27 protein-coding genes are annotated in these 23,966 nt (G+C 39.6%); 19 read left to right on the plus strand and 8 right to left on the minus strand.

Annotated features, from left to right (window positions below):
- The first annotated feature begins 430 nt into the window (after positions 1–430).
- Entirely contained in the window at positions 431–1,318 is an 888-nt protein-coding gene (locus tag JG30_RS03995) for an SDR family oxidoreductase (RefSeq protein ID WP_046316351.1), read from the plus strand.
- 99 nt (positions 1,319–1,417) lie between these two features.
- On the opposite strand, the gene JG30_RS04000 is transcribed toward JG30_RS03995, so the two are convergent.
- The 3 genes from JG30_RS04000 to JG30_RS04005 form a co-directional block, all read right to left on the minus strand.
- A complete protein-coding gene (locus JG30_RS04000; protein WP_046316352.1) occupies positions 1,418–2,164 on the minus strand; it encodes a DUF3862 domain-containing protein in 747 nt (248 codons plus the stop codon).
- Positions 2,165–2,438: 274 nt separating this feature from the next.
- Positions 2,439–2,570, minus strand: a complete 132-nt coding sequence (locus tag JG30_RS09270; protein ID WP_276825564.1) for a hypothetical protein — start codon at positions 2,568–2,570, stop codon at positions 2,439–2,441.
- A gap of 249 nt (positions 2,571–2,819) precedes the next feature.
- Entirely contained in the window at positions 2,820–3,329 is a 510-nt protein-coding gene (locus tag JG30_RS04005) for a YbaK/EbsC family protein (RefSeq protein WP_046316354.1), read from the minus strand.
- A 72-nt stretch (positions 3,330–3,401) separates the two neighbouring features.
- On the opposite strand from JG30_RS04005, the gene JG30_RS09060 reads away from it, so the two are divergent.
- From JG30_RS09060 to dtd, 6 genes are all read left to right on the plus strand, one after another.
- The gene (locus tag JG30_RS09060) at positions 3,402–3,557 is read left to right on the plus strand and encodes a hypothetical protein (RefSeq protein ID WP_179854023.1); all 156 of its coding nucleotides are present in this window, start codon (positions 3,402–3,404) and stop codon (positions 3,555–3,557) included.
- A gap of 21 nt (positions 3,558–3,578) precedes the next feature.
- Positions 3,579–4,457, plus strand: coding sequence for a 50S ribosomal protein L11 methyltransferase (prmA, locus tag JG30_RS04010; RefSeq protein ID WP_052725196.1), 879 nt, complete (start codon positions 3,579–3,581; stop codon positions 4,455–4,457).
- Entirely contained in the window at positions 4,457–5,212 is a 756-nt protein-coding gene (locus JG30_RS04015; protein ID WP_046316355.1) for an RsmE family RNA methyltransferase, read from the plus strand. The genes prmA and JG30_RS04015 overlap by 1 nt, the downstream gene beginning before the upstream one ends.
- A gap of 2 nt (positions 5,213–5,214) precedes the next feature.
- A complete protein-coding gene (locus JG30_RS04020) occupies positions 5,215–5,568 on the plus strand; it encodes a hypothetical protein (RefSeq protein WP_046316357.1) in 354 nt (117 codons plus the stop codon).
- Positions 5,569–5,656: 88 nt separating this feature from the next.
- The gene (locus tag JG30_RS04025) at positions 5,657–7,870 is read left to right on the plus strand and encodes a RelA/SpoT family protein (RefSeq protein WP_046316358.1); all 2,214 of its coding nucleotides are present in this window, start codon (positions 5,657–5,659) and stop codon (positions 7,868–7,870) included.
- A gap of 9 nt (positions 7,871–7,879) precedes the next feature.
- Positions 7,880–8,317, plus strand: coding sequence for a D-aminoacyl-tRNA deacylase (gene dtd / locus JG30_RS04030; protein ID WP_046316359.1), 438 nt, complete (start codon positions 7,880–7,882; stop codon positions 8,315–8,317).
- 61 nt (positions 8,318–8,378) lie between these two features.
- Here dtd and JG30_RS04035 read toward each other — a convergent pair whose 3' ends face one another.
- Entirely contained in the window at positions 8,379–9,704 is a 1,326-nt protein-coding gene (locus JG30_RS04035; RefSeq protein WP_046316360.1) for an N-acetylmuramoyl-L-alanine amidase family protein, read from the minus strand.
- Between the two features lie 327 nt (positions 9,705–10,031).
- Here JG30_RS04035 and hisS point away from each other — a divergent pair, with 327 nt between their 5' ends.
- The 6 genes from hisS (at position 10,032) to JG30_RS04065 (ending at position 16,450) form a co-directional block, all read left to right on the plus strand.
- Entirely contained in the window at positions 10,032–11,312 is a 1,281-nt protein-coding gene (hisS, locus tag JG30_RS04040) for a histidine--tRNA ligase (RefSeq protein ID WP_046316361.1), read from the plus strand.
- Between the two features lie 3 nt (positions 11,313–11,315).
- Positions 11,316–13,073: an aspartate--tRNA ligase gene (aspS, locus tag JG30_RS04045; RefSeq protein ID WP_046316362.1), complete on the plus strand. Its 1,758-nt coding sequence runs from the start codon at positions 11,316–11,318 to the stop codon at positions 13,071–13,073.
- A 57-nt stretch (positions 13,074–13,130) separates the two neighbouring features.
- Positions 13,131–13,571: a peptide-methionine (R)-S-oxide reductase MsrB gene (msrB, locus tag JG30_RS04050; protein WP_046316363.1), complete on the plus strand. Its 441-nt coding sequence runs from the start codon at positions 13,131–13,133 to the stop codon at positions 13,569–13,571.
- 58 nt (positions 13,572–13,629) lie between these two features.
- The gene (locus JG30_RS04055; RefSeq protein ID WP_046316364.1) at positions 13,630–14,508 is read left to right on the plus strand and encodes a YitT family protein; all 879 of its coding nucleotides are present in this window, start codon (positions 13,630–13,632) and stop codon (positions 14,506–14,508) included.
- Positions 14,509–14,520: 12 nt separating this feature from the next.
- Positions 14,521–15,426 carry a deoxyribonuclease IV gene (locus tag JG30_RS04060; protein ID WP_046316365.1) on the plus strand — a complete coding sequence of 302 codons (906 nt, stop codon included), beginning with the start codon at positions 14,521–14,523 and terminating at the stop codon, positions 15,424–15,426.
- 175 nt (positions 15,427–15,601) lie between these two features.
- Positions 15,602–16,450, plus strand: coding sequence for an aldo/keto reductase (locus tag JG30_RS04065; RefSeq protein WP_046316366.1), 849 nt, complete (start codon positions 15,602–15,604; stop codon positions 16,448–16,450).
- Between the two features lie 111 nt (positions 16,451–16,561).
- Here JG30_RS04065 and JG30_RS04070 read toward each other — a convergent pair whose 3' ends face one another.
- From JG30_RS04070 to JG30_RS04085, 4 genes are all read right to left on the minus strand, one after another.
- Positions 16,562–17,524 (minus strand): D-2-hydroxyacid dehydrogenase, encoded by a 963-nt coding sequence (locus tag JG30_RS04070; protein WP_046316367.1) that lies wholly within the window; start codon positions 17,522–17,524, stop codon positions 16,562–16,564.
- A 205-nt stretch (positions 17,525–17,729) separates the two neighbouring features.
- A complete protein-coding gene (locus tag JG30_RS04075; RefSeq protein WP_046316368.1) occupies positions 17,730–18,272 on the minus strand; it encodes a ClbS/DfsB family four-helix bundle protein in 543 nt (180 codons plus the stop codon).
- A gap of 329 nt (positions 18,273–18,601) precedes the next feature.
- Positions 18,602–19,486 carry a proline iminopeptidase gene (gene pepI / locus JG30_RS04080; protein ID WP_046316369.1) on the minus strand — a complete coding sequence of 295 codons (885 nt, stop codon included), beginning with the start codon at positions 19,484–19,486 and terminating at the stop codon, positions 18,602–18,604.
- Between the two features lie 3 nt (positions 19,487–19,489).
- A complete protein-coding gene (locus JG30_RS04085; RefSeq protein WP_046316370.1) occupies positions 19,490–20,302 on the minus strand; it encodes a pyruvate, water dikinase regulatory protein in 813 nt (270 codons plus the stop codon).
- Between the two features lie 162 nt (positions 20,303–20,464).
- On the opposite strand from JG30_RS04085, the gene rpsU reads away from it, so the two are divergent.
- From rpsU to era, 6 genes are all read left to right on the plus strand, one after another.
- Positions 20,465–20,653 carry a 30S ribosomal protein S21 gene (rpsU, locus tag JG30_RS04090; RefSeq protein WP_045922571.1) on the plus strand — a complete coding sequence of 63 codons (189 nt, stop codon included), beginning with the start codon at positions 20,465–20,467 and terminating at the stop codon, positions 20,651–20,653.
- Between the two features lie 20 nt (positions 20,654–20,673).
- Entirely contained in the window at positions 20,674–21,117 is a 444-nt protein-coding gene (locus tag JG30_RS04095; RefSeq protein WP_046316371.1) for a GatB/YqeY domain-containing protein, read from the plus strand.
- Positions 21,118–21,212: 95 nt separating this feature from the next.
- Positions 21,213–22,175: a PhoH family protein gene (locus JG30_RS04100; RefSeq protein WP_046316372.1), complete on the plus strand. Its 963-nt coding sequence runs from the start codon at positions 21,213–21,215 to the stop codon at positions 22,173–22,175.
- Positions 22,175–22,651: an rRNA maturation RNase YbeY gene (gene ybeY / locus JG30_RS04105; protein ID WP_046316373.1), complete on the plus strand. Its 477-nt coding sequence runs from the start codon at positions 22,175–22,177 to the stop codon at positions 22,649–22,651. Before JG30_RS04100 ends, ybeY begins: the two co-directional genes overlap by 1 nt.
- A gap of 14 nt (positions 22,652–22,665) precedes the next feature.
- Positions 22,666–23,064, plus strand: a complete 399-nt coding sequence (locus JG30_RS04110) for a cytidine deaminase (protein WP_245626291.1) — start codon at positions 22,666–22,668, stop codon at positions 23,062–23,064.
- Entirely contained in the window at positions 23,054–23,965 is a 912-nt protein-coding gene (era, locus tag JG30_RS04115; RefSeq protein WP_046316377.1) for a GTPase Era, read from the plus strand. Before JG30_RS04110 ends, era begins: the two co-directional genes overlap by 11 nt.
- Position 23,966 lies beyond the last annotated feature (1 nt).

Here is a 23,966-nt window from a genome sequence, read left to right on the forward strand (position 1 = left end):
AGTTGGGTTATTTCCAATTGATAAATCTGCGTTGGTCTACGACTTGGAATCCAAAATTAAATTTGCAATTGTGCGTCTTGTCAGGACTTCGATTTTTAAAGTTTTTTGTAATAAGTAAGCGCTTATCTATACGCATAAGTCTTAAATAAACAAGGATGAATAGTGTATCTGGGAGCAAAATTATTATTTATAAAAACTACTCAATGGTCGCCATCAGCTTGCACTAATCACTTGCAAAAGAAAAATTATCAGTGAAATACCTTATAATCGAACAGCTCGTAATTGAAACTTTGAGCATAATTACAAGAGATGATCGATTACAAGTTCTGGTCATCTTCCAATTAATAATACTTATAAATGAGCAAATATTTTGTCTTATTTTAATAAAAGCGCTACCGTGAAGTTGCAATTACGGAGGGAGATTTTAAGAATGGCAAAAAATTTAACTAATCCACTGACACGTTATCAGACAGCAAAATTTCCACAACAATCCCAAGAGTATCCGGGACTGCAAAGTAAATTAGATCCCGTTCCCAATGGTGATATGCAAGATTACCAGGGGCATGATTTATTAGCTCAGCGTCATGCTTTAGTCACGGGCGGTGATTCTGGGATTGGTCGGGCTGTCGCTATTGGTTTTGCGAAAGAGGGTGCTGATGTCGCCATTCAGTATTTACCGGAAGAAGAATCTGATGCCCAAGAGGTTGGTCAACTAATTAAACAGACTGGTCATAAGGCAGTCTTAATTCCCGCTGATTTTCGTCAACGTGGACAAGCGCAGCTCGTAGTGGAGCAAGCGTTGCATGACTTGGATCAGTTGGATTTAGTTGTAATGAATGCAGCCATCCAGCAACACGCTGATAGTTTAGCGGATTTGTCTTTAGATAGTGTTCACGATACTTTTGAAGTCAATATTATTTCTATGTTTGAGATGGTTCAAGCCGCAGTTCCTCATTTACCAGCAGGCAGTTCGATTTTGACTTCTACTTCGATTCAGGCTTTTCAACCGACACCGCTTTTATTAGACTACGCTTCTACGAAAGCCGCGATTGCTAATTTTACCATGAATTTGGCCCAAGAGTTGGCGGCTCAAGGAATTCGCGTGAATGGTGTGGCTCCAGGACCAATTTGGACACCGTTGCAAGTTTGTGGTGGTCAACAACAAGCCGGGATTCCGGAGTTTGGTCATGAAGAACCGCTTCAACGTGCCGGCCAACCTGATGAACTAGCTCCCGTTTATATCTTTTTAGCTTCAGAAATGGCTAGCTACATTACTGGTCAAATTTATGGCGTAACCGGCGGACAAGCTATAAATTAAACTAGACCACAAAAAAATCTCATCTTGGTCAACACGCCAGTCAATGAGATTTTTTTATTGTCTTCAATTGGAAACTTAAAAAACAAAAGCCCCAGCAGTTTATTCCATATCGTAAATATAAGCCTTATCAAACAAACCCTTAGAAAAATACAAGGTACAAGAAGCACTGCCGGCACCATTGAGCCCAGAATTATAAGTCCATTCTTGCCTATGATTATTACCGTACTCCGTATAATCATTGGGCGGTCCCAGTTGTTGGACAATTTTTTGTTTTGAAGTGCCTTTTTTCAAATTTTTGATGTCCGTTTTACTGATTAAGTGTTTGCGGGTAACTTTTAAATCACTGATCGACTTGGAAACGGCGTGATTATTTTTGAATTGCAAATCCACACTGGCGTTAGAGCCGCCTTTTTGAACTTTATTCCAACTGGCTGATTGTTCAGATCCATAATGATGCTTATACTTCGGAGTCCCCCATAATTTTTCTAAAGTAGTCAAAGTTGTCCCGGTTTTAGAATTAATGTGAAGAGTTTGAAAAGTTTTTAAATTGGGATGATTCGATTGTGTTTTGGGCTGCGACTTTGATTTTTGTTTACGTTTAGGCTGGGATTTAGCCGGCGCACTAGAAGTAGTTTTTTCTTTAGTTTGAGTTATTGGCAAAAAATTAGTTACCCAGTGAACAATTGGTGGAACAACACCGATCAATAAAATTAGGACCAAGACGGCGATAATAAACTTACGAAGAGAGAACTTTTTTTGCCCCGCTTTGGGAGTGGTTAAGTCCTTAGTTTGGTCAGAGGTTTGATAATGTTTGGTTTGCGAATTGTATTGTTTAGGATTCGCCATGAAAGATCAACTCCGTTAAAATTGCCAAAATTGTTGCGCTTACTATGTATAAATTATTTTCTGCTAATAATTAGATTTGTAAAACTATTGTAACGCAGTTTACCCCGTCTTTAAAAGGCAATTAGTGATAAAACTGTCAAAGGCTAAATCAGTTAACACAGTAGCTCCAGATCTTGTGCCTGTATTAATAGTCACAATCGAGTCCCACGCCATATAAAAAGTGCTCCCATTCATTAGTGTGAGTGGCTAATGAAGAGAGCACGCCGAGGTAGAATTAATTTTTTTTGCTTTGGGATAAAGCACTGGCGGCTACGGATTTGGCAGTCGCACTACTATCTTTACTATGCAATTCTTGAGCTGCTTTTTTGGCAACTTCAGGTGAAGTTTTTTTATCAGATTGAGCCATCAGATCGCCTCTTTAAAGTCAGGATTATAAGAGCGAAAAACCTTCGCTACTTATGAGAATTATTGTACGCGCACTGAGGAGGCAACTACAAAGAATATACTTTATTAATTTGTGAGTAATTAAAAATGCTTTTCCAGTAAAGAAAACTGGTTGTTTATCGTGTATTTATTGTATAATATAGTTCCTTGGCAGGGGCACAGTTTTGATTAACAATGAGTCCAAACAACGCTTGACGTTGCTTCACTGGGCTCATTTTTCCTTTTCAGACTGAACAACAGCAAATTTACCAAAATGGCCGTCCACTAATTGGGCCACGGCTTGAGCATCGACGAGAACCGAACGGCCGATTTTGCCGGCTGAAATCGCTATTTGTTTATCTGAAAGCGCCTGTTGATCAAAATAAATAGGATAATTATGTTGTTCACGGATACCAATAGGACTATTTGCACCATGAACAAAGCCAGAAGTGGCTTGTAGTTTCTTCAAGGGAACTAAGGTGACTTTTTTATTACCGGATAATTTAGCTAACAGTTTATAGCTCAGATGTTTATCAAGGGGCAAAACCCCCACTAAAGGTCCAGTTTGATTGCCAGTTAGCACTAATGTTTTATATACTGGCCACGGTGTGGAAGTTGTAACGATTTGTTCGACATCGCCTACCGTTTCAGTTGGAAAACTTAATTGTTGATAGGCAATGTGTTGTTGATCTAAGATCTTTTCAACTAGAGTTTTGGTAATACGTTTTTTCTTTTTCGACATAAGTAACCTCAATTGCATGCTGTGATAGAATAATAAAATAATTTAACCTGATGTAAAACAAAGGGGATTAACATGTTTGGAATTAATAAGAAGAAATCCATCAATTTAAAACAACGGGATTTTGCGAAATTGGCCACACAAGCTCGGCAAAATAGCGCGCAGTTTGCTAAAGTGCAGCAACAATTTGCTAAACTTGTCAAACATTACTCCTCTCATCATCATAAATAATTCTTGAGGTGAAAGCAATCCGTGAACGACGGGGGTGATTTTATAAGTACTCAATGGTGGCAATTACAAATTTTAACAGATGTTCGAAATTTTGATTTGATGAGTGCCGCGCTTATTAGTTTGCAGGTCTCCGGAATTGCCAACTTGCCTGATGATCGCGGCTTGGTTGCCTTTGTGCCCGAACAGCAATTGCATTCTCACTGGTGTGATCAATTGACGACCTTATTAGAACAATGGCACTTAGCACCGGATCAATATCAGTTAACAATAAAACCCCAAGCACCAGTGAATTGGGGAAAGCAGTGGCGGCCTTATTATCACGCTGTTCAGATTACACATTTTATGAAGATTGTTCCTGCCTGGCAAACTGAGCAGACAATTGGACCGTATGATATTCTCTTAGATCCCAAAGAGTCCTTTGGTACGGGGATCCATCCCACGACTCGATTATGTTTACAATTATTAGAACAGGTCGTTGGGCAACAACAAACAATGATTGATGTGGGAACGGGTACGGGCATTTTAGCCATTGCTGCCCGTAAATTGGGCATAAAACAAATTCTAGGTGTAGATATCGATACTGCAGCCGTAACTGTAGCGCGTGAGAATTATGATCGCAACTGTCACGATAAGGCTTTCACGGTGCGACAGAATTCTTTGCTGGCCGGAATTAAGGACAAAGCAGATTTGATTACGGCTAATTTGTTAGAGGATCCAGTGCGGCAACTCTTGCCCAGTTTAGCAAGTCATTTAACCGCAACAGGACAGGTCATTATTTCGGGTATTTTAGCATCACGAATTGAGCTACTTGCTCAAGCTCTACCATCACAATTTACAGTGCAACAAATTATTACCACCCAAGAATGGGGGGCATTGTTAGCACAAAAACAGGAGAAGTAATGCAACAGATTTTTTGGCCCGATAGTTTAAGAGGGCAAACCCACTTAACTTTAGCTGGAAATGAATTTCAACATTTAATTAAGGTCTTACGCTTGAAAATTAATGATCGGTTTTGGATTGTGGATCATGAGAAACAAACTTATCAAGCTCAAATTCAAAGTGTGGGCCGACAGGACTTTACAGTCCAGTTAGTCCCGCAATTACGAATCCATAGTGAATTACCCAATTCGGTCAAGATTGCTTGTGCCTTATCGAAGAAAGATAAGGTGGAATGGATTACACAAAAAGCGACAGAATTAGGCGTGACGGAGATTATTTTTTTTAAATCACATTATGCAGTTAAAAAATGGGATAGTGCCCAAGTATCTAAAAAAGTCACACGACTGCAACAAATTGCTTTACATGCCGCACAACAATCATGGCGGCTGCAAGTACCCCAAGTTCGTTATGCTGCTTCCTTAGCGCAAGTGTTAGCCACGGCGGCTGCTGATTATCGCCTTGTAGCCTATGAAGAAGCCGCTAAAAACAATGAACAGGCGCAATTAGCGCAGATTTGCCAGCAGATGCAACCTCAACAATCATTATTGGCTTTCTTTGGACCAGAAGGTGGGTTTACAGTTGAAGAAATTAATCAAATGAGGCAAAATGGATGTATCGTTTGCGGGCTGGGACCGCGGATTTTACGTGCTGAAACGGCACCTTTATATTTTTTAAGTGCTGTATCATATCAAACCGAATTAAGTAAGGACTTTTAAACTTGAAAAAATATGTCATGAAATTTTGGCAATCTGCATACTGTAAGTTGATTTTATTATTGATCATTATTGGCATTACCCTGCCCTTAATTTTTTCTGCTTTTCACTTAGGTCGTTCATGGCGCGTGGGCATCTTATTTTTGGGGGTTAATGTGATCACTAGTGCTAGTTTAGGCATTTGGATTCAGCGAACGCAACAACCATGGTGGGTTTTTACTTTTTTTCCGGGGATCTTTTTGGTCATCGTTTTAATTCACTACTTAACCAGTATTTATGCTTACTTTTTTGTAGTTTTATATTTTTTGATTGAATATCTAGCGTTTATTTTAATGAAATCTTCACATGAAGGATTGTAATTATCCAGTAATGTCTTCATAATTAACTAGTAGAGTTAGCAAGCACACTGGAGTGTGCTTTTCTTATATTTGGAAGTCAGGTGAAGTTATGTCAAAGGAAAAAGTTTATTCCGCTGATGAGGTTTTTGAGATTTGTAAGCAATACATGAATGCGCGGCATCTCACCTATATCAAAAAGGCTTATGAAATGGCTGCTTATGTCCATCGCAATCAAACCCGTGCCTCCGGGGAACCATATATTGTGCATCCAATACAAGTAGCGGCTATTTTGGCTAACCTTAAAATGGATCCTGATACGGTTTCCGCCGGTTTCTTGCATGATGTGGTTGAAGATACCAACATAATCTCCGAAGACATTCGAGAATTATTTGGTGATGATGTCGCTAATATTGTCGAAGGAGTTACCAAAATCTCCAAGTACAAATATGAATCCCACCAAGAATTATTAGCTGCTAATCACCGGAAAATGTTATTAGCCACGGCAAAAGATATGCGCGTTATCATGGTGAAATTAGCTGATCGCTTGCACAATATGCGGACTTTACAGCATTTACGACCAGATAAGCAACGCCGAATTGCTAATGAAACTCTCGAAATCTATGCTCCTTTAGCCGACCGTTTGGGTATTAGCACTATTAAATGGGAACTAGAAGATTTGTCTTTACGTTATTTAAATCCGCAGCAATATTATCGCATTGTGCATTTAATGAATTCGAAACGAGCTCAACGTGAGGCCTATATTCAAGAAGCTGTAGCTGAAGTAAAACAAAATATTGATCAGCTGCATATTAAATATGATATTAGCGGGCGGGCCAAACATATCTATTCGATTTACAAGAAAATGGTGCAAAAACATAAACAGTTTGAAGAACTATACGATTTATTGGCGATTCGGATTATGGTGCAGTCCGTACGGGATTGTTATGGGGTCTTAGGAAATATCCATGCCAAATGGAAGCCGATCCCAGGGCGTTTTAAAGATTATATTGCGGTCCCTAAGGTTAATGGTTATCAATCACTGCATACCACCGTGGTCGGTCCCAAAGGTCGTCCCTTAGAAGTACAAATCCGGACCTATGCCATGCATGAAATCGCAGAGTATGGGGTAGCCGCCCATTGGGCATATAAGGAAGGCGTAAAAGATAAGATTAATTTAGATCAAAACGATCACCAAATTGACGTTTTCCGAGAAATTATGGAAATTCAGGAAGAATCTTCTTCCGATGCTGATTTTATGCAAAATGTCAAAGGCGATATTTTTACAGATCGAGTTTATGTTTTTACACCTAAAGGTGAAGTGATGGAATTGCCCCAAGGATCGATCCCACTTGATTTTGCTTATCAAGTGCATACAGAAGTGGGTAATCACACTATTGGAGCCAAAGTTAATGGCAAGATTGTGCCTTTAGACTATAAGTTACGTAATGGGGATTTAGTAGAGTTATTAACACAGTCTAATGCCTCTCCTAGCCGGGATTGGGAAAATATTGTATATACCACTCGCGCTCGGAATAAGATTAAACGCTATTTTAAAATTGCGGATCGGCAAAATAATATTGAATTAGGAAAAAATAAAATTGAACAAGAATTACTTGATCGCAATTTAGCACCGAAAAATTATCTAAATAAGAAAAAATTTCAGGTCGTTTTAGATCGTTATAACTTTGAAACTGAAAATGAATTATTGGCGGCAGTGGGTTATGGCGGTGTATCGGCAATTGGCGTAGTAAATCGTTTAACCGAAGCCGATCGTAAAAAAGCTGATCAACAGGCCCAAGCGGAATTAGTCCATAAGGTGTTACATGCTGATCACGAAGCTACCAATGGAGAAGCTCATCAAGCTGCAGTAGAAACTGAAGAACGCGAAATTGAAATTCAGGGCATTGAAAATCTGCTGATTCATATGGCCAAATGTTGTACGCCCATTCCTGGAGATGAAATTGTGGGTTATATTACTAAGGGTCGCGGCGTCACTATTCACCGGGTTAATTGCCCGAATATTAGTGATTCAGAGCAACGGAATCGGCTGATTGAGGCGCAATGGGGCAATGTCCATAATCATCAATACGTCGTCCGATTGGAAGTGTTCGGTTACAATCGCAATGGATTGTTAAATGATATTTTGCAAGTTGTTAATAAAGTGACTAATTCGTTAAATAACATCAATGGGCGTATGGATCAAAACGATATGGCCCATGTATCAATGTCCGTGGGCGTGCGTAATCTAACGCATTTAAAAGATATCATTAATAAAATTAACAATGTCCCCGATGTTTATAATGTCAAACGGGTAATTAATTGAGGTAGCAAAATGAAAGTAGTGTTACAACGAGTTACGCAAGCACAATTAAGCATTGATCAACAAGTTCACGCTCAAATTGGTCGCGGAGTAGTTTTACTAGTAGGCTTTGGACAAGCAGATCAGCCGGCAAATGCGGATTATCTAGCTGCCAAAATTGTTAAAAGTCGAATTTTTGAAGATAGCCAGGGTAAAACCAATCTGGCATTAGCCGATGTGCAAGGAGAGATTCTATCGGTTTCCCAATTTACTTTGTATGCTAATACGAAAAAGGGCAATCGTCCTAGTTTTGTCGAAGCCTTAAATCCTGAAGCGGCCCAAAAACTCTATGATTATTTTAATCAACGTTTGGCTGCCAGTGGCCTAAAGGTGCAAACCGGTATTTTTGGCGCTGACATGCAAGTTCAACTAACGAACGATGGTCCCATGACCATTATTTATGAAAACTAAGCAAACCAAAAAAGGATGTTTTTCTATGAAAAGCATCCTTTTTTGTGTGGTAATTTAAGGTCTATTTAAAATATTGCACTAAACCTTGATAAATAGCTTCTGCCAATTGTTCGCGATACTGTGGGCTATTGATTTTCTTAAAGTCTTTGGGATTATTAATGTACCCGCCTTCGATTAAAATTGCAGGTTGCTCATTTTCTCGAGTTACTTCATAATCCTCACTGAAAACACCCCGATCCGGCAAAGCTAATTTGTGGAGGTGCTGGTGAATGGTTTGGGCTAGACGGAAATCTTTTTTGCGAGAGTAGTAATAGGTAGTCAATCCACTAGCTTGACTTTTGTTCGAAGTAGAATCAAAGTGCAAACTAATAAAAGCATCCGCGCTGAGTTTATTCGATAAACGCGCACGCGGTGCCAGATCGACAAAGTGGTCCGCACTCCGGGTTAAAACGACGTTAGCTCCGGTTTGATGTAATTTTTGTTGTAATCGCTCCGCCACATCAAGTGTGTAATTTTTTTCAAAATGTTTACCACTAGTAGCTAAGGCTCCGGTGTCACGACCGCCATGTCCGGGATCCAGCACAATTACTGCCTCGGATAAATTTGTGGCCGCAGATTTGATTTGATGTTTTGTATCAGAAATCGACACTAAACGACTGGCAATATAGCCGGTATCCCCAGAATTTAAACGAATTTTATAAAAATCACCCTTGGTTCCCAGATATTGTAGAGTAGTTTGATCGGTAATATGCGCAGTCACTGGTGCATCGACACTGGCCCGAGCATAGATCTTGGTATTGTTTTGCAGAGTCGTCACTGATTGAATATTAAGATCTTTATGGGAATTAGGTTGTGTATTTTTAATATGACTAGGAACTTTATCGGTGATAATCATTTCTGAATTGGGAATCCAACCGACGGTATTATTGTAAAGAATCTGGCTCCATTCATTTTGTGTATACACAATATTGACCCGCTGCGATTGCGCCAAGCTGCCTAGAACTTCCGCTTGACTATCAGGATACTGGCGCACATTGGTATTGGGAGCTTTAATCACCCCTAAGCTATTTCCGGAAGCATTAGCTTCCGTATTATCTATTAACCAACTGGCTACCCAACCAATTTTGTCGCTGGCCAAGCGGACTTGATACCATTGATTTTTTTGACCAATAATTGTGAGGGTTTCACCACGTTTAACCTGAGTCATTGTGGAATAAGATAAACTCGGACCCACGCGGACATTTAAAAAATTGGCGCGGACAACAACCTGATTAGCTTGGGCCATCGCAAAAGTCGACATGCTGGAAATGATAATTAGGAGAATAATCAATAAATATAAGAAATGATGAGAGTGTTGTTGATGCCGCAGTTGCCGTGATAATTTCATTAAAAACCCACCTATTATTTTACATAATTCATCTTATAATATAGATCAAAAAATAGCTACTTAATTAATTCTTGACTTTATTGGCGATGATGGTAATTTAGAGAAGGATAATAAGTAAATTTGAGGTCTTAATAATAATTCCGCACACAGAGAAAATACACTTGCTGAAAGTATTTAGGAATTCATACTGACAATCTCAAGGAAGTTTACTCGTCTGACAGGCGTTAACTGGAGCAATTTCAAAGGTGGTACCGTGCAATTTTGCACCCTTGCGCAATGGCAAGGGTGCTTTTTTGAAATCACCACAAAATTAAGGGAGGAATGGTTTTGCGTTATCAAAAACCTAAAGGCACTGCTGATATTTTACCGGAGGAATCTTGCCATTGGCAACATATCGAGACTGTAGCGCAAGAAGTTTTTGGAAATTATCAATATCATGAAATTAGGACACCGTTATTTGAACAATATGAAGTATTTGCACGTTCTTCCGGTGATACTTCCGATGTGGTCTCCAAAGAAATGTACGATTTTCAAGATAAAGGCCAGCGGCATATGGCTTTGCGACCAGAAGGTACAGCAGGGGTCGTGCGCGCCTACGTAGAAAATAAATTATATGGTCCGGAATATGTGCGTCCATACAAAGTTTGGTATCACGGACCAATGTTTCGCTATGAACGTCCACAAGCCGGACGCCAACGAGAATTTAACCAATTAGGGGTAGAAGCATTAGGGAGTGACAGTGCGGCTTTGGATGTGGAATCCATTGCGATGGCTGTAGAATATTTACGACGTTTAGGATTAAAAAAATATCGCGTGGTATTAAATACTCTGGGTGATCAAACAACCCGCACAGCTTATCATCAAGCATTATTGACATATTTAGAACCTTTAAAGGACAAGTTGAGTTCAGATTCCCAAACCCGTCTGACTAAAAATCCTTTGCGCATTTTAGATAGTAAAGATCCGCAAGATCAAAAGATTGTAGCGCAGGCTCCTTCTATTTTAGATTATTTAAGCCCTGAAGCCCAAAGCCATTTTCAACAAGTGCAGGAGCTATTACAAGCTTTACAAATTGATTTTGAAATCGATGCACAGATGGTCCGCGGGTTAGATTATTACAACCACACTATTTTTGAAATTATGGTTCAAAGTCAGGCATTTGCTGGGCGGGAAATGACGATTGTTGCCGGCGGGCGTTATAATGGTTTGGTAGCTGAATTAGGAGGCCCCGAAGTGGCAGGCGTCGGATTTGCATTGGGTGTAGAAAGACTCTTGTTACTTTTAGAAAACGAACAAGTACCCTTACCACAAATTAGTGGTCCAGATGTTTATTTGGTTAATGCAGATGCTGCCAGTTCGGTAGAAGTAACGCGCTTATTAAATGAATTACGCCAACGGGGAATTTCGGCGGAACGCGATTATCTGGCTAAAAAAGTTAAAGGTCAATTTAAACAGGCCAATCGTTTGCAAGCACGCTACACATTGACTATTGGAACTGCAGAGCTAGCAGCACACCAAGGTCGTTTAAAGCGCATGCGCGACGGTAAAGAATTGACAGTTGATTTAACACAACTTGCAGACTTAATTGCAGAAGTTAGAAAGGGATAATTTATGCAAAGAACGAATTATTGTGGACTTATTGATGAACAGTATCTCAACCAGGAGGTCACTTTGGCCGGTTGGGTTCAAAAGAAACGTAATCTCGGTAATTTAATTTTTGTGGACTTGCGCGATCGGGAGGGCATTGTCCAATTAGTTTTCAATCAAGCTCACGATGCTGAAACTTTTCAAGTGGCAACGCAATTACATTCAGAATACGTCATTCAAGTTCAGGGCCAGGTCGTGGCTCGTGGCCAAAATGCGGTTAATCCGGCTATGAAAACAGGCCAAGTGGAAGTGGAAGTCAGCCACCTGATCATTTTAAATCAAGCCAAAAACATTCCCTTTCAAATAGCTGACGATGTCGAAGCTACCGAAGATACAAAGTTAAAATACCGCTATTTAGATCTACGGCGGCCGGAAATGCAACATAATTTGCGCCTACGTTCCCAAATTACAGCAGCGGCACATCAATATCTGAATCAACAGGGTTTCATTAATATTGAAACTCCAGATTTAGGTAAATCTACTCCTGAAGGGGCGCGGGATTATTTAGTGCCTTCGCGTGTGTATCCGGGAAGCTTTTATGCCTTGCCGCAGTCTCCGCAATTATTTAAACAATTATTGATGGGAGCTGGATTTGATAAATATTATCAAATTGCTCGTTGTTTTCGCGATGAGGATCTACGAGGCGATCGGCAGCCGGAATTTACACAAATTGATCTGGAAACCAGTTTTTTGGATGCCGAACAAATTCAAAGTTATACTGAAGGATTATTAGCCCAAGTCATGCATGATGTCTTACAAATTGATATTCAATTGCCTTTACCGCGAATTACATGGAATGAGGCGATGGAGCGGTTTGGTTCCGACAAACCAGATACACGTTTTGGAATGGAGTTGCAGGACTTAAGTGATTTATTTGCCCAAAGCGAATTTCGGGTCTTTAAACAGGCAGTAGCTACCGGTGGACAAGTGAAAGCAATCGTGGTTAAATCCGCAGCTGCAAAATATTCACGCAAGCAAATTGAGGCACTGCAACAATATATTGAGCGCTTTGGGGCACAGGGGTTAGCCTGGATCAAAGTTCAAGATGGAGAATTGCGTGGACCAATTGCTAAATTCGTCCACGAACAAGCCACAACTTTAAAACAAAGATTGGCCTTAAATAATAATGACTTAGTACTTTTGGTGGCCGATACTAAAAAAGTCTGTGCCGCGGCTTTAGGTTATTTACGTACTTATTTTGCCCATGATTTAAACTTAATAAAAACTAATGAATTTAACTTTTTATGGGTAGTAGATTGGCCGTTATTTGAGTATGATGAAGGGATTGAGCGTTGGGTCAGTGCGCATCATCCGTTTACGATGCCCAATACGGAGGATATTCCTTTATTAGATACCAATCCTTACCAAGCTCATGCTCAAAGTTACGACATTGTCTTGAATGGCTATGAATTAGGCGGAGGCTCGATTCGGATTCATACGCGCCAATTACAAGAAAAAATGTTGCAAGTGCTGGGCTTTAGTCCAGAACAGGCGCAAGCTCAGTTTGGCTTTTTGTTAGAAGCTTTAGATTACGGATTTCCACCACATGGCGGTTTAGCTATTGGCTTGGATCGTTTTGCCATGTTATTAGCCCAGCGTGAAAATATTCGAGATGTGATTGCTTTTCCGAAGAATTCCAATGCAACGGAACCAATGATGCAAGCACCTGCACCAGTAGCTACTACGCAATTAAACGATTTGGGAATTGCGGTTAAAAAGTAACCGCATATTTTGGCAAAGTAGGTAAAAATTAGTAAACTAGGGCTGGAGGTGGAAGTTATGTTTGAAAAAGAAAAACAACATTTAACCGCAAAACAATATGCGGTTACACAAGAAAATGCTACCGAAGAACCCTTTAATAATCAGTATGATGCTTTTTTTGAACCAGGAATTTATGTGGATGTTGTGAGCGGAGAGCCTCTTTTTTCTTCCAGTAAAAAATATAATTCCGGCTGTGGCTGGCCTGCTTTTACCCAGCCGATCGCGCCTTTAAAGCAAAAACGGGATCAATCATTCAACATGGAGCGAGTAGAGGTACGTAGTCCGCAGGCTGATTCACATTTGGGACATGTTTTTACAGATGGCCCCCAAGAAGCAGGGGGCTTGCGTTATTGCATTAATTCAGCAGCATTAAAATTTATTCCGGTAGATCAAATGGCGGCGGCAGGCTATCAAGACTATCTTCAATATGTAGAATTGCCACCCGAAGGAAGATCCTAACGATTGTTGTAGTTGTAAACTGCCAGAGGTATTTTTAAAAAGGGTTTTTGTTGGTTGCATGGACGAAATAGAACATATTATTAAACATTATCGAAATCTCACGAAATTATCGATTACCGTGATTTATGCTTTGTGCGTTGCAATTGCGGTGAATATTTTTTGGACGCCCGGACACATTTATGGTTCAGGAATTATGGGTCTGGCGCAATTATTATCTTCAGTAAGTCATCGTTGGTTAGGCCAAACTTTTAGTATTCCCTTGATCTATGCGATTTTGAATATACCATTATTAATTATCTCATGGCGAAAAATCGGTCATAATTTTACCTTTTTCACCATTTTAGCAGTAGCTTTTTCGACGTTACTTATGAAGTCTTTACCACCCGTTAAAGTTCAATTTGATCCGATTATCTGTGCCATTTTTGGGGGTGTTTTTAATGGCTTTGGAACAGGCTTAGCCTTAAAAAATGAAATGTCGACCGGGGGCTTAGATATTATTGGGATTATTTTACGTAAACGAACGGGTAAAAGTGTAGGTTCCATTAATATTGCGTTTAATACTTTAGTGATTATCGGCGCAGGATTTTTGTTTGGTTGGGTTTTCGCGTTATATACTTTATTAGGGATCTTTGTGAATGGACGGGTGATTGATGCTTTATATACACGGAATCAAAAATTACAGGTGATCATTGTTACTTCCCATCCGAATAAAGTCATTCAACAAATCCAAGATGAGATGCGTCGTGGCATTACGATTGTAAACGATGTAGAAGGTGCCTATGGTCGACGGCCTAAAACAATGTTATTTACAGTAATTTCCCAGTATGAATTACAAGATTTACGTAATGCAATTCATCAATCAGATCCGTATGCTTTTGTCAGCATCACGAAAGCGGAAATGATTATGGGACGGTTTTATCAAGAACATATTTATTAATGAGGTGAGCAAATGATTTTAGGATCCCATGTCAGTATGAGTAGTCCCAAAATGTTACTTGGATCAGCCGAAGAGGCTGTTAGTTATGGGGCCAATGCCATGATGATTTTTACTGGAGCACCGCAAAACACGCGGCGTAAAAAAACTACGGCCATGAACATTCCGGCAGCACAAGCTTACATGAAAGATCATGGGCCCCAATATATTATGGGGCATGCGCCGTATATTATTAATCTTGGAAATACAAAAAAACCAGATAAATACGACTTCGCCATTGAATTTATGAAAGCCGAAGTGCAACGGTGTGATGCCTTAGGGATTACAGCACTGAGTTTTCATCCGGGAGCCCATGTCGGGGCCGGAGTACCAGCAGCCTTAAAATCTATTGCGCATGGTTTAGATGAAGTTTTAAAAACCAATCCACATGTTTCAATTGCCATTGAAACCATGGCTGGTAAGGGTACTGAGGTGGGAACTTCTTTTGAACAATTAGCACAAATCATTGATTTAACACCCCACAATGATCAATTATCCATCACTTTTGATACGTGCCATACTAATGACGCCGGTTATAATATCAAGCAAGACTTTGATGGTGTCTTAAATAAATTTGATCAAATTATTGGTTTAGATCGGCTAAGTATGATTCATCTGAATGATTCCAAAAATCCGCAGGGATCGCATAAAGATCGTCATGAAAATATTGGCTTCGGAACCCTGGGCTTTGATACCTTAAATTACATTTGCCATCATCCACAATTGGAAAACATTCCGAAAATTATGGAAACACCATTTGTAACTGTCGACGCCGAGTCGAAAAAAACGGTCGCACCCTATAAAGCAGAAATTCAAATGTTAACGACGCAGCAATTTAATCCTCAAATGAAAGATGAATTGATTGCAGCTGCTCAAAAATAACCTGCTCTTAACTTAAACCTGCATGAGTTTGAACGCTGACGGCAGGTTTTTTTAATTTAAACAGAATGCCATGGGTATCTTTCAATATAAATTCCGGGAGACTTTATAATTTAATTTAATATGGGCCTGTATTATTATGAAGGTAGTTCTAGGTGTTCGTGGAAGGAGAGATTTGATGAAAACGGTAACGATTGATCAACGTCAATTGCCGGCACTTGGTATCGGTACTTGGGAAATGGGCGACGATCCAGCTGACTTCGACGCTGAAATTGCAGCTATTCGAGCTGGTTTAGACGCGGGTTTGAAAGTGATTGATACCGCAGAAATGTATGGTAGTGGTCGTTCTGAAAGCCTTATCGGCCAAGCAATTCAACCTTATAAACGTTCAGACCTATATTTAATCTCCAAAGTTTTACCAGAAAATGCTTCCGCCAAATTAATGCCGGCCAGTTTAAAAGCTAGTTTACAACGTCTACAAACGGACTATTTAGATTTATATTTATATCACTGGCGAGGTTCGATTCCCTTAGCAGAAACAGTAGCCACCTTACAGGATTTAAAGAAACAAGGTTATATTCGCGCTTGGGGTGTATCTAATTTCGATATTGATGATATGCAAGAATTGTGGCAATTGCCAGAAGGACAGAACGTTGCCGCTAATGAAGATTTATATAATCTGGAAACACGCGGTATTGAATATAGTCTCTTGCCTTGGCAACGACAACACCATCTGCCTTTAATTGCTTATAGTCCCTTAGGACGTGGGCCAAAAATGGGCAGTACTATGATGCAAAATCCGGCAGTTTTAGAAGTTGCCCAAAAACACCAGGCCAGTGCTTACCAGATTCTGTTAGCTTGGGTTACCCAACAGCAAGATGTTTTAGCTATTCCCAAAAGCAGCAGTGCAGATCATTTATTAGCTAATTTAAAATCTTTGCAGATTGAATTAACACCTTCAGATTTAGAAAAATTAGAACGAGCCTATCCTAAACCGGATCACAAAGAGCCCTTAGCTATTTATTAACGTAGGTAAAAAATTCAACAATAAGCGCTATGAACAAAATCCCCCCAAAATCGTAATGAAATTGGGGGGATTTTTATGATTTGATGATTCGGGGAATTAAATTAATTTCAGTCAATTAACAACATTCAACTTTTTCCTATTCAAAAAAGCTTTAAGATTAGCAATGACTATTCCTAATAGGCGCTCACGGGTTTCACGGGGCGCCCAGGCAATATGTGGTGTAAGATAACAATTTTTAGCCGACAGTAAAGGACTAGTGGCCGGCAGAGGTTCTATTTGCGCTACATCGAGTCCCGCGGCGGCCATTTTGCCCGCATTTAAAGCCGCCGCAACATCGTGTTCATTAATTAACCCACCGCGTGCAGTATTAATAAGAATAACTTGATCTTTCATTTGCGCCAGAGCTTGCTGATTAATCATTCCAATCGTTGTAGGTGTTTGAGGCACATGCAGACTGATAATATCAGCTTTTTGATACAACTCCGTCAAACTAATTTGTTTAACATATTCTGGAACGTTACTTTTCGGGCGATGATTATAAAAAACCACCTTCATGGAAAAAGCATGCCCAATTGCGGCAACTTTTTGGGCGATATTCCCAAATCCAATTAAACCTAAGGTTTTATCTTTGAGTTCGATCAACGGTTTGGCCCAAAAAGTAAAATCCGGATTACTACTCCAGCGCCCTTCATGGACTAAGTTATTATGTAATCCCACTTGACTAGTAATTTCCAGTAAAAGGGCAAAGGTAAATTGAGCAACGGCATCCGTACCATAAGTGGGAATATTAGTTACTATAATCCCGGCCTTTTGAGCAGCAGCGATATCAACAATATTGTAACCTGTGGCGGTAACCCCGATATATTGAATCTGAGGGGCTGCCTGGAGCACATTTTGATTCAAGGGTGTTTTGTTCGTTAAAACAATTTGGGCGTCCCCAATTCTTTTTAAAATTTCCAGATCATTATCAACGGGTGTACGATCGTAAAATTTACATTGACCTAATTTTTCCAGAGGGCTCCAATCTAAATCTCCGGGATTTAAAGCATAACTATCCAAATTAACAATTTTCATTTCTCTAACCTCAAATTTAAAGTGTTGATATTGAATAGTTTACTATATCTTAACTAGAGAAACAGACTTTCTTCGATGATCTATCTTGAAAAGCTTGAACATTAGTAGTGGATTGCAAAGCCCAACCACTTTACTAAATATAAGGTTCCCCAATTGCATCGAAAAATAATTCTAGTGTTGTAAAATTACAAGATTATTTTTGTGATTAGTTAGTGCGGGGAAGGCGGCGTTGATATTTGCGTAACTTTTTTAAGGCCCAATCATAATGACTGGTGGTGTTGGCAATAAAATAACTGCCTAAAGTATTATTGCCAGTCCAAGGGTAGATGTGTTTTTGAAAAAGTTGGTCTTCGGAAAAAGTATCTAAAATACTCATTACCTGCTGATGGGTCTGATCTAATAGCTTTTCTGCTGTTTCTAAAGAAGTAGTTTGATGTTTTTGCCAAAAAGCGAGGTTCATTTGCCCATAAGTACGCCAATTGTAACCAGCTGGTAAAAAGTCTTGCTTTTGGCCCGCCTGATTGTTTTGAATCCAAGTCAATAATAGTTTTTGCCACTCATATAAATGAATTAAAACATCACGTACATTATGATCACGTTGCCAATGAGCTTCTTTTAAAGAACTGATGTCAAAATTAAAATCTGCCGTGCGTGCTGCAGGGGGCAATGCCGCAATCAAATCTTTAATTTTTTGATAATTAGTTTGACTGGTATTGATGAGTTCAGTTTTGGTAGTTGGTCGAGCCATCGAAAAATCTCCCTCACGATTAATTTTTAGGCAATACTACAGTTGCACTAATAGATCAGCAATATGGTCAAAATCTTGTCCACTCGTTGTAATTAGAACTATTGTAACGGAAATGAGTTGTTGACAGCAAGATCAAAAATGTTTGGTTTTTAATGGTGTTTGAAAAATATCCATGTAAACTTATTTAAAAAATCAGCTAAAGACTACTGCAAACTGATCCAAAATTCAGCATGTGGGATACTTAGAGAGTGAAATGAACAAATATCATATTATTTGGCCACTTGGCTTAATAAAAAGAGAATATCCATAATCGTAAAACTGATTATGCTTTAGTCATGTTCTAAAAGCCAATTAGTTAATAAATGTTGATATTTCTGATTTTCTTCCACAAAAGATAAATGCCGACTGTGCGCAAATAATTCCCAGTGGGCATTAGGGAGTTGATCCCACATGGTTTTATTAATTAACGGAGTGGATAAATCATTTGTGCCGCTGGTAATTAATGTTGGCTGTTTGAGCTGAGCTAATTTTTGAGTATAATCATAATTTTTCAAAGTGCCACTAGGTGTATACTCATTGGGCCCCCAAGCCGTGGCATAGGCTTGAGTACCACCATGCTTTTTGCGGCGTAGCGGTTCCGGATCTGCGGCAGTAAATTTGGGTGCCGCATGTAATTGCATGTAATGGGCATTGGCGGCTTGATAGGCAGAAGCTTGATAGTTTCCAGTAGTCTGGGCTTGATTAATAGCCGTTTGTTCAGCGATTGGTAAAAATTTAATTAGCCGTTGCTGCTCTTGGGCCCACAATTGCGCGTTGGATAAGGTACTGGCCAAAATTAAGCTTTGGATACCTTGAGGGTGATAGTCACACAGATAAATTAGCGCTAACATGCCACCCCATGATTGACCTAACAAATGAATCTTGGTTAAATGTAATTTTTGGCGTAAATTAATCAACTCCTGAACCCAGGTTTCAGCCCGCCATAGCTGGGGCTGATCGGGACAAGATGAATTACCGCAGCCTAATTGATCATACATAATGAGTTGTCTGTGCGAGGTTTGGGCCACAGTATCTAAAACTTCAAAATAATTATGGGTCGAACCCGGACCGCCATGTAATAACAATAATGGGGGATGTTGTGCCGATTCTTTGCCGACAATGCGATAATAGGTCCGATATGGTCCAAAGGGAAGATAACCTTCGGTGATAAGCATTCTTTAACCTCCTAATGTATTGAGATTGAGTTTGTTGGTAATAATTGCCGCAATTTCTTCAATCGACTTATTGGCCACATTTATAACTAAGCAACCTAGTTTTTGATAAATTTGGTCAGCATATTGTAACTCTGCTCTAATTTTATGCACGTCGGAATAAGCAGTAGTCGGTTTTAGGCCATAAGCAATCATGCGTTGTTGCCGGATTTTTTGTAAAACTTCTTCATCATTGGTTAAACCAACGATTTTTTGCGGTGCTATTTGCCAAATTTCGTCTGGTAATTGTACTTGGGGCATTAACGGAATATTCGTCACTTTAATTCGTTGATTAGCGAGGAAAAAGGATAAAGGCGTTTTGGAAGTTCGTGAAATTCCTAGTAATACCACATCGGCGCGCGTAATACTATGAGGATTTTTGCCATCATCATTTTCTGCGGCAAAATCAATGGCAGCAATGCGTTCAAAATATTGGGAATTCAGTTTCCGAGCGGCGCCGATTTCATGACTGGCTTTTTGATGCGTATAGGCTTCTAATTTATCTAAATATGGATTAAGGATATCGAATGCTAAGATATTATGTTCCCAAGTAAACTTTTTAACGAGGTCATCGAACTCGCGATGAGTTAAAGTATAAAAAATAATTGCCTGGTCAGTTAATGCTTGTTGTAAAATTTGTTGAGCTTCTGCTACATTTTTAACAAAGGCAAAGCGTTTTAATTGAATCTCAATGGTCGGGAATTGTGCCAACATAGAGCGGGCAAAACCGGCTGACGTTTCGCCCGACGAATCAGACATGGCATAAATTACTTGTTTCATCACATTCACCTGCGTTATTTTTGTTCCTAAATTATCATTTTTAGGGAAAAAAAGCTAGATAATCTCAGGATTAATTGTTTTCAGTTGGAGATTCTTTTGGTATACTGTATTAGAACTGTTTCAATAAATAGTTACGTAAGTAATCGGAAGGAGGGATATCCTATGGCTAAGACAGTCGTTCGTGAAAACGAGTCTCTGGATGATGCTCTTCGTCGATTTAAACGTTCTGTTTCCAAAAGTGGTACTCTTCAAGAATATCGCAAACGTGAATTCTATGAAAAACCTAGCGTTAAGCGCAAGTTGAAATCAGAAGCTGCACGTAAGCGCAACAAGAAGAGAAAAAGACGGTAAGATTTAGGGTGTGATATTTAATGTCGCTTACTGACCAATTAATGACTGATATTAAGACGGCCATGAAAAGCCAAGATAAGACCGCCTTATCGGTTATCAGAATGCTTAAATCAGCTTTAATGAACAAAAAAATCGAGCTGGGACATGTATTAACTGACCAAGAGGAAGCTCAAGTCGTAGCTTCCCAAATGAAGCAGCAAAAAGATTCCCTAGCTGATTTTCAAAAAGGCGGCCGCGACGATTTAGTAGCGCAAACGCAGGCACAAATGAAAGTTTTGCAGCAATATTTACCGCAACAATTATCTAAGGCTGAACTACAGCAAATTGTTCAACAAAGTGCGGCCGAGATACAGGCAACTAGTGCAGCCGACTTTGGCAAGTTAATGAAAACTGTTATGCCTAAAGTGCGTGGCCGGGCTGATGGTAGTCTGGTTAATCAAATTGTAAAAGCATTTTTACAGTAACAAAAAAGGTTAAAGTGTAATTTTACTTTAACCTTTTTATTTTGGAGGATTTTGTAATAAAATAAGAATAATTAATTAAGACTGGGGTAAGGTATTTGACAGCAGAAATAACCAAAACTTTTACGATCTCTAATAATGATGATGCTTTAATTTTTGGGATTAACGATGCTAATTTAAAAATTATTGCTGAAAAATTAAACCTAAAAATTCATCCTTTTGGAGAACGAGTTGATCTAACAGGCGAGCCATCGCAGGTCCAGTTGGCGACTCAAATTCTCACTATTTTGGTTAAGCTGTTGCATTCGGGGATTCAAATTGGCGAATCGGATGTGGTAAGTGCGACGCAAATGGCTTTGGAAGGTCAGTTAGAGTATTTTGCAGATTTATATAATCAAGTGATTTTGCATAATGCTCAAGGGCACGCCATCCGAGTGCGTAATTTGGGACAAAGGCAGTATCTTCAGACTATCAAAAAGCATGATATTACTTTTGGCATTGGCCCCGCTGGGACTGGTAAGACTTATTTGGCGGTGGTGATGGCCGTGGCTGCTTTAAAAAAAGGGCAGGTGCGACGATTAGTTTTGACACGGCCAGCAGTGGAAGCTGGTGAAAATTTAGGCTTTTTACCCGGCGATTTAAAAGAAAAAGTTGATCCTTATTTGCGGCCAATCTATGATGCATTATATGATATTTTAGGAACGGAACATACGAATCACTTATTAGAACGAGGAGTCATTGAAATTGCGCCTCTAGCCTATATGCGGGGACGCACATTAGATGAGGCCTTTGTGATTTTAGACGAGGCTCAAAATACTACGCGTGAACAAATGAAAATGTTTTTAACGCGGTTGGGATTCGGATCGAAAATGGTAGTAAATGGAGATGCTACACAAATTGATTTACCGCGGCATGCCAAAAGTGGTTTAATAGAGGCTGCACAAATTTTACGGAATTTACCACGAATCGGTTTTGTCGATTTTAAAACCAGTGATGTGGTGCGTCACCCTGTAGTAGCAGAAATTATAGCTGCTTATCAACAAAAAACCGGGAGTAATTAATGGACGTTGAAATTTATGATCAAAATAATCTAATCCAACCAGTACAATTACAGTTAGTGCAGCAATTAATTGCGCAGACAGCGACGACAATTGTTCTACCAGCGGATACAGAGATGTCAATAACTTTTTGTCAACCCGATAAAATTCAGCAACTCAATCGGCAATATCGCGCCACTGATCGTCCGACGGATGTTATTAGTTTTGCTTTAGAAGACGGGGATGACGACGGAATCAGTACCACAGAATTAGAGGCTGAATTTGGGGTACCACGAAATATTGGCGACTTATTTATTTGCCCGGCAGTAGTTCGGCAACATGCCCAAGAATACGGACATTCATATGAGCGTGAATTAGGATACACTGTCGTTCATGGGATGTTGCATTTAGCCGGTTATGATCACGTACAAACAACAGCGGCTCAGGAAATGTTTGCGTTGCAGGAAAAAATTTTGACCGCATTAGGTTTAAAACGATAGGACAAGTTATGTCAATGGAAAAATTAAAAGCAGCAGCAACTAAAATGTTGTTGCAAGCTTATGCCCCGTATTCTCATTTTCCCGTTGGAGCAGCTTTACTGACCTCTGAGGGCAAAATATATTCGGGTTGTAATATTGAAAATGCTTCATACGGTTTAACCAATTGTGCGGAACGGACAGCGATGTTTACAGCGATTGCTGCTGGTGAGCGCCATTTTGCTGCCCTTTTGATAATCAATTCACGCCCCAAAATAATTACTCCTTGTGGAGCCTGTCGCCAAGTTTTATCAGAATTTTGTCCGCCGCAAATGCCGATTTATTTAACTACTAATCAAACAGAACAATTAGTTTCTACAACAGTTGCTGATATGTTGCCGGGAGCTTTTGCAGCGGAGGATTTACATGATGACTAAAGAAGAATTTCATTCAGGATTTGTAGCAGTCCTTGGTGTGCCTAATGTTGGTAAATCGACATTAGTTAATCGAATTTTACAAACGGAAATATCGATTATTTCACCGAAGGCACAAACTACCCGCAATAAGATTCAAGGTATTTACACTGATCAAGAACAGCAAATTATTTTTTTAGATACTCCGGGGTTACATCGCCCCCACAATAATTTAGATCAGTACATGGATCAAGCTGCTTGGTCGGCTGTGCAGGATGTGGATGCAATTTTATTGTTGGTAAGTGCCACTCAAGCGCTAACTGAAGATACCCGGACTATTATTACTAAATTGGCTGACATCTCTGTACCAATCTTTTTAGTAATTAATAAGATTGACTTAGTTCATCCAGATGCTCTTTTACCGCTAATTGATCAGTATCAACAGTTACATCATTTTCAAGAAATTTTCCCCATTTCGGCCACACAAGGGAATAATGTGGCCGAACTCTTAACTGCTGTAGGTCAAATTCTACCAGTAGGCCCCAAGTATTACCCTGAAGATCAAATAAGCGATCATCCAGAATATTTTGTGGTGAGCGAAATTATTCGCGAAAAGATTTTAGAATTAACACGCCAAGAGGTTCCACATGCAGTAGCCGTAGTTGTGGAGGATATGCAGCAACGGTTACAGGGTAAATTACAGGTACAAGCGACCATTTATGTGGAACGCGCTAGTCAAAAGCAAATTATAATTGGCAGTAAAGGTTCGATGTTAAAGAATATTGGCATTCGCGCTCGCAAAAAAATTGAATTATTGCTTGGGGAACGTATTAACTTACAATTATGGGTCAAAGTTCAAAAAAATTGGCGGAATGATCCGTTATTTTTAGCGCGAATGGGTTATGCTGTGAAGGACTTGAAATAGC

Origin of the sequence: Bombilactobacillus mellifer (genome assembly GCF_000970795.1) — a bacterium.
GTDB classification, from domain to species: domain Bacteria; phylum Bacillota; class Bacilli; order Lactobacillales; family Lactobacillaceae; genus Bombilactobacillus; species Bombilactobacillus mellifer.

Excerpts from the sequence above, each read along its gene's own strand:
- JG30_RS03995 (WP_046316351.1), top strand. The coding sequence starts at position 431 with ATGGCAAAAAATTTAACTAATCCACTGACACGTTATCAGACAGCAAAA.
- JG30_RS04000 (WP_046316352.1), bottom strand. The coding sequence starts at position 2,164 with ATGGCGAATCCTAAACAATACAATTCGCAAACCAAACATTATCAAACC.
- JG30_RS09270 (WP_276825564.1), bottom strand. The coding sequence starts at position 2,570 with ATGGCTCAATCTGATAAAAAAACTTCACCTGAAGTTGCCAAAAAAGCA.
- JG30_RS04005 (WP_046316354.1), bottom strand. The coding sequence starts at position 3,329 with ATGTCGAAAAAGAAAAAACGTATTACCAAAACTCTAGTTGAAAAGATC.
- JG30_RS09060 (WP_179854023.1), top strand. The coding sequence starts at position 3,402 with ATGTTTGGAATTAATAAGAAGAAATCCATCAATTTAAAACAACGGGAT.
- JG30_RS04015 (WP_046316355.1), top strand. The coding sequence starts at position 4,457 with ATGCAACAGATTTTTTGGCCCGATAGTTTAAGAGGGCAAACCCACTTA.
- JG30_RS04025 (WP_046316358.1), top strand. The coding sequence starts at position 5,657 with ATGTCAAAGGAAAAAGTTTATTCCGCTGATGAGGTTTTTGAGATTTGT.
- dtd (WP_046316359.1), top strand. The coding sequence starts at position 7,880 with ATGAAAGTAGTGTTACAACGAGTTACGCAAGCACAATTAAGCATTGAT.
- JG30_RS04035 (WP_046316360.1), bottom strand. The coding sequence starts at position 9,704 with ATGAAATTATCACGGCAACTGCGGCATCAACAACACTCTCATCATTTC.
- aspS (WP_046316362.1), top strand. The coding sequence starts at position 11,316 with ATGCAAAGAACGAATTATTGTGGACTTATTGATGAACAGTATCTCAAC.
- msrB (WP_046316363.1), top strand. The coding sequence starts at position 13,131 with ATGTTTGAAAAAGAAAAACAACATTTAACCGCAAAACAATATGCGGTT.
- JG30_RS04055 (WP_046316364.1), top strand. The coding sequence starts at position 13,630 with ATGGACGAAATAGAACATATTATTAAACATTATCGAAATCTCACGAAA.
- JG30_RS04060 (WP_046316365.1), top strand. The coding sequence starts at position 14,521 with ATGATTTTAGGATCCCATGTCAGTATGAGTAGTCCCAAAATGTTACTT.
- JG30_RS04065 (WP_046316366.1), top strand. The coding sequence starts at position 15,602 with ATGAAAACGGTAACGATTGATCAACGTCAATTGCCGGCACTTGGTATC.
- JG30_RS04070 (WP_046316367.1), bottom strand. The coding sequence starts at position 17,524 with ATGAAAATTGTTAATTTGGATAGTTATGCTTTAAATCCCGGAGATTTA.
- JG30_RS04075 (WP_046316368.1), bottom strand. The coding sequence starts at position 18,272 with ATGGCTCGACCAACTACCAAAACTGAACTCATCAATACCAGTCAAACT.
- pepI (WP_046316369.1), bottom strand. The coding sequence starts at position 19,486 with ATGCTTATCACCGAAGGTTATCTTCCCTTTGGACCATATCGGACCTAT.
- JG30_RS04085 (WP_046316370.1), bottom strand. The coding sequence starts at position 20,302 with ATGAAACAAGTAATTTATGCCATGTCTGATTCGTCGGGCGAAACGTCA.
- rpsU (WP_045922571.1), top strand. The coding sequence starts at position 20,465 with ATGGCTAAGACAGTCGTTCGTGAAAACGAGTCTCTGGATGATGCTCTT.
- JG30_RS04095 (WP_046316371.1), top strand. The coding sequence starts at position 20,674 with ATGTCGCTTACTGACCAATTAATGACTGATATTAAGACGGCCATGAAA.
- ybeY (WP_046316373.1), top strand. The coding sequence starts at position 22,175 with ATGGACGTTGAAATTTATGATCAAAATAATCTAATCCAACCAGTACAA.
- JG30_RS04110 (WP_245626291.1), top strand. The coding sequence starts at position 22,666 with ATGGAAAAATTAAAAGCAGCAGCAACTAAAATGTTGTTGCAAGCTTAT.
- era (WP_046316377.1), top strand. The coding sequence starts at position 23,054 with ATGATGACTAAAGAAGAATTTCATTCAGGATTTGTAGCAGTCCTTGGT.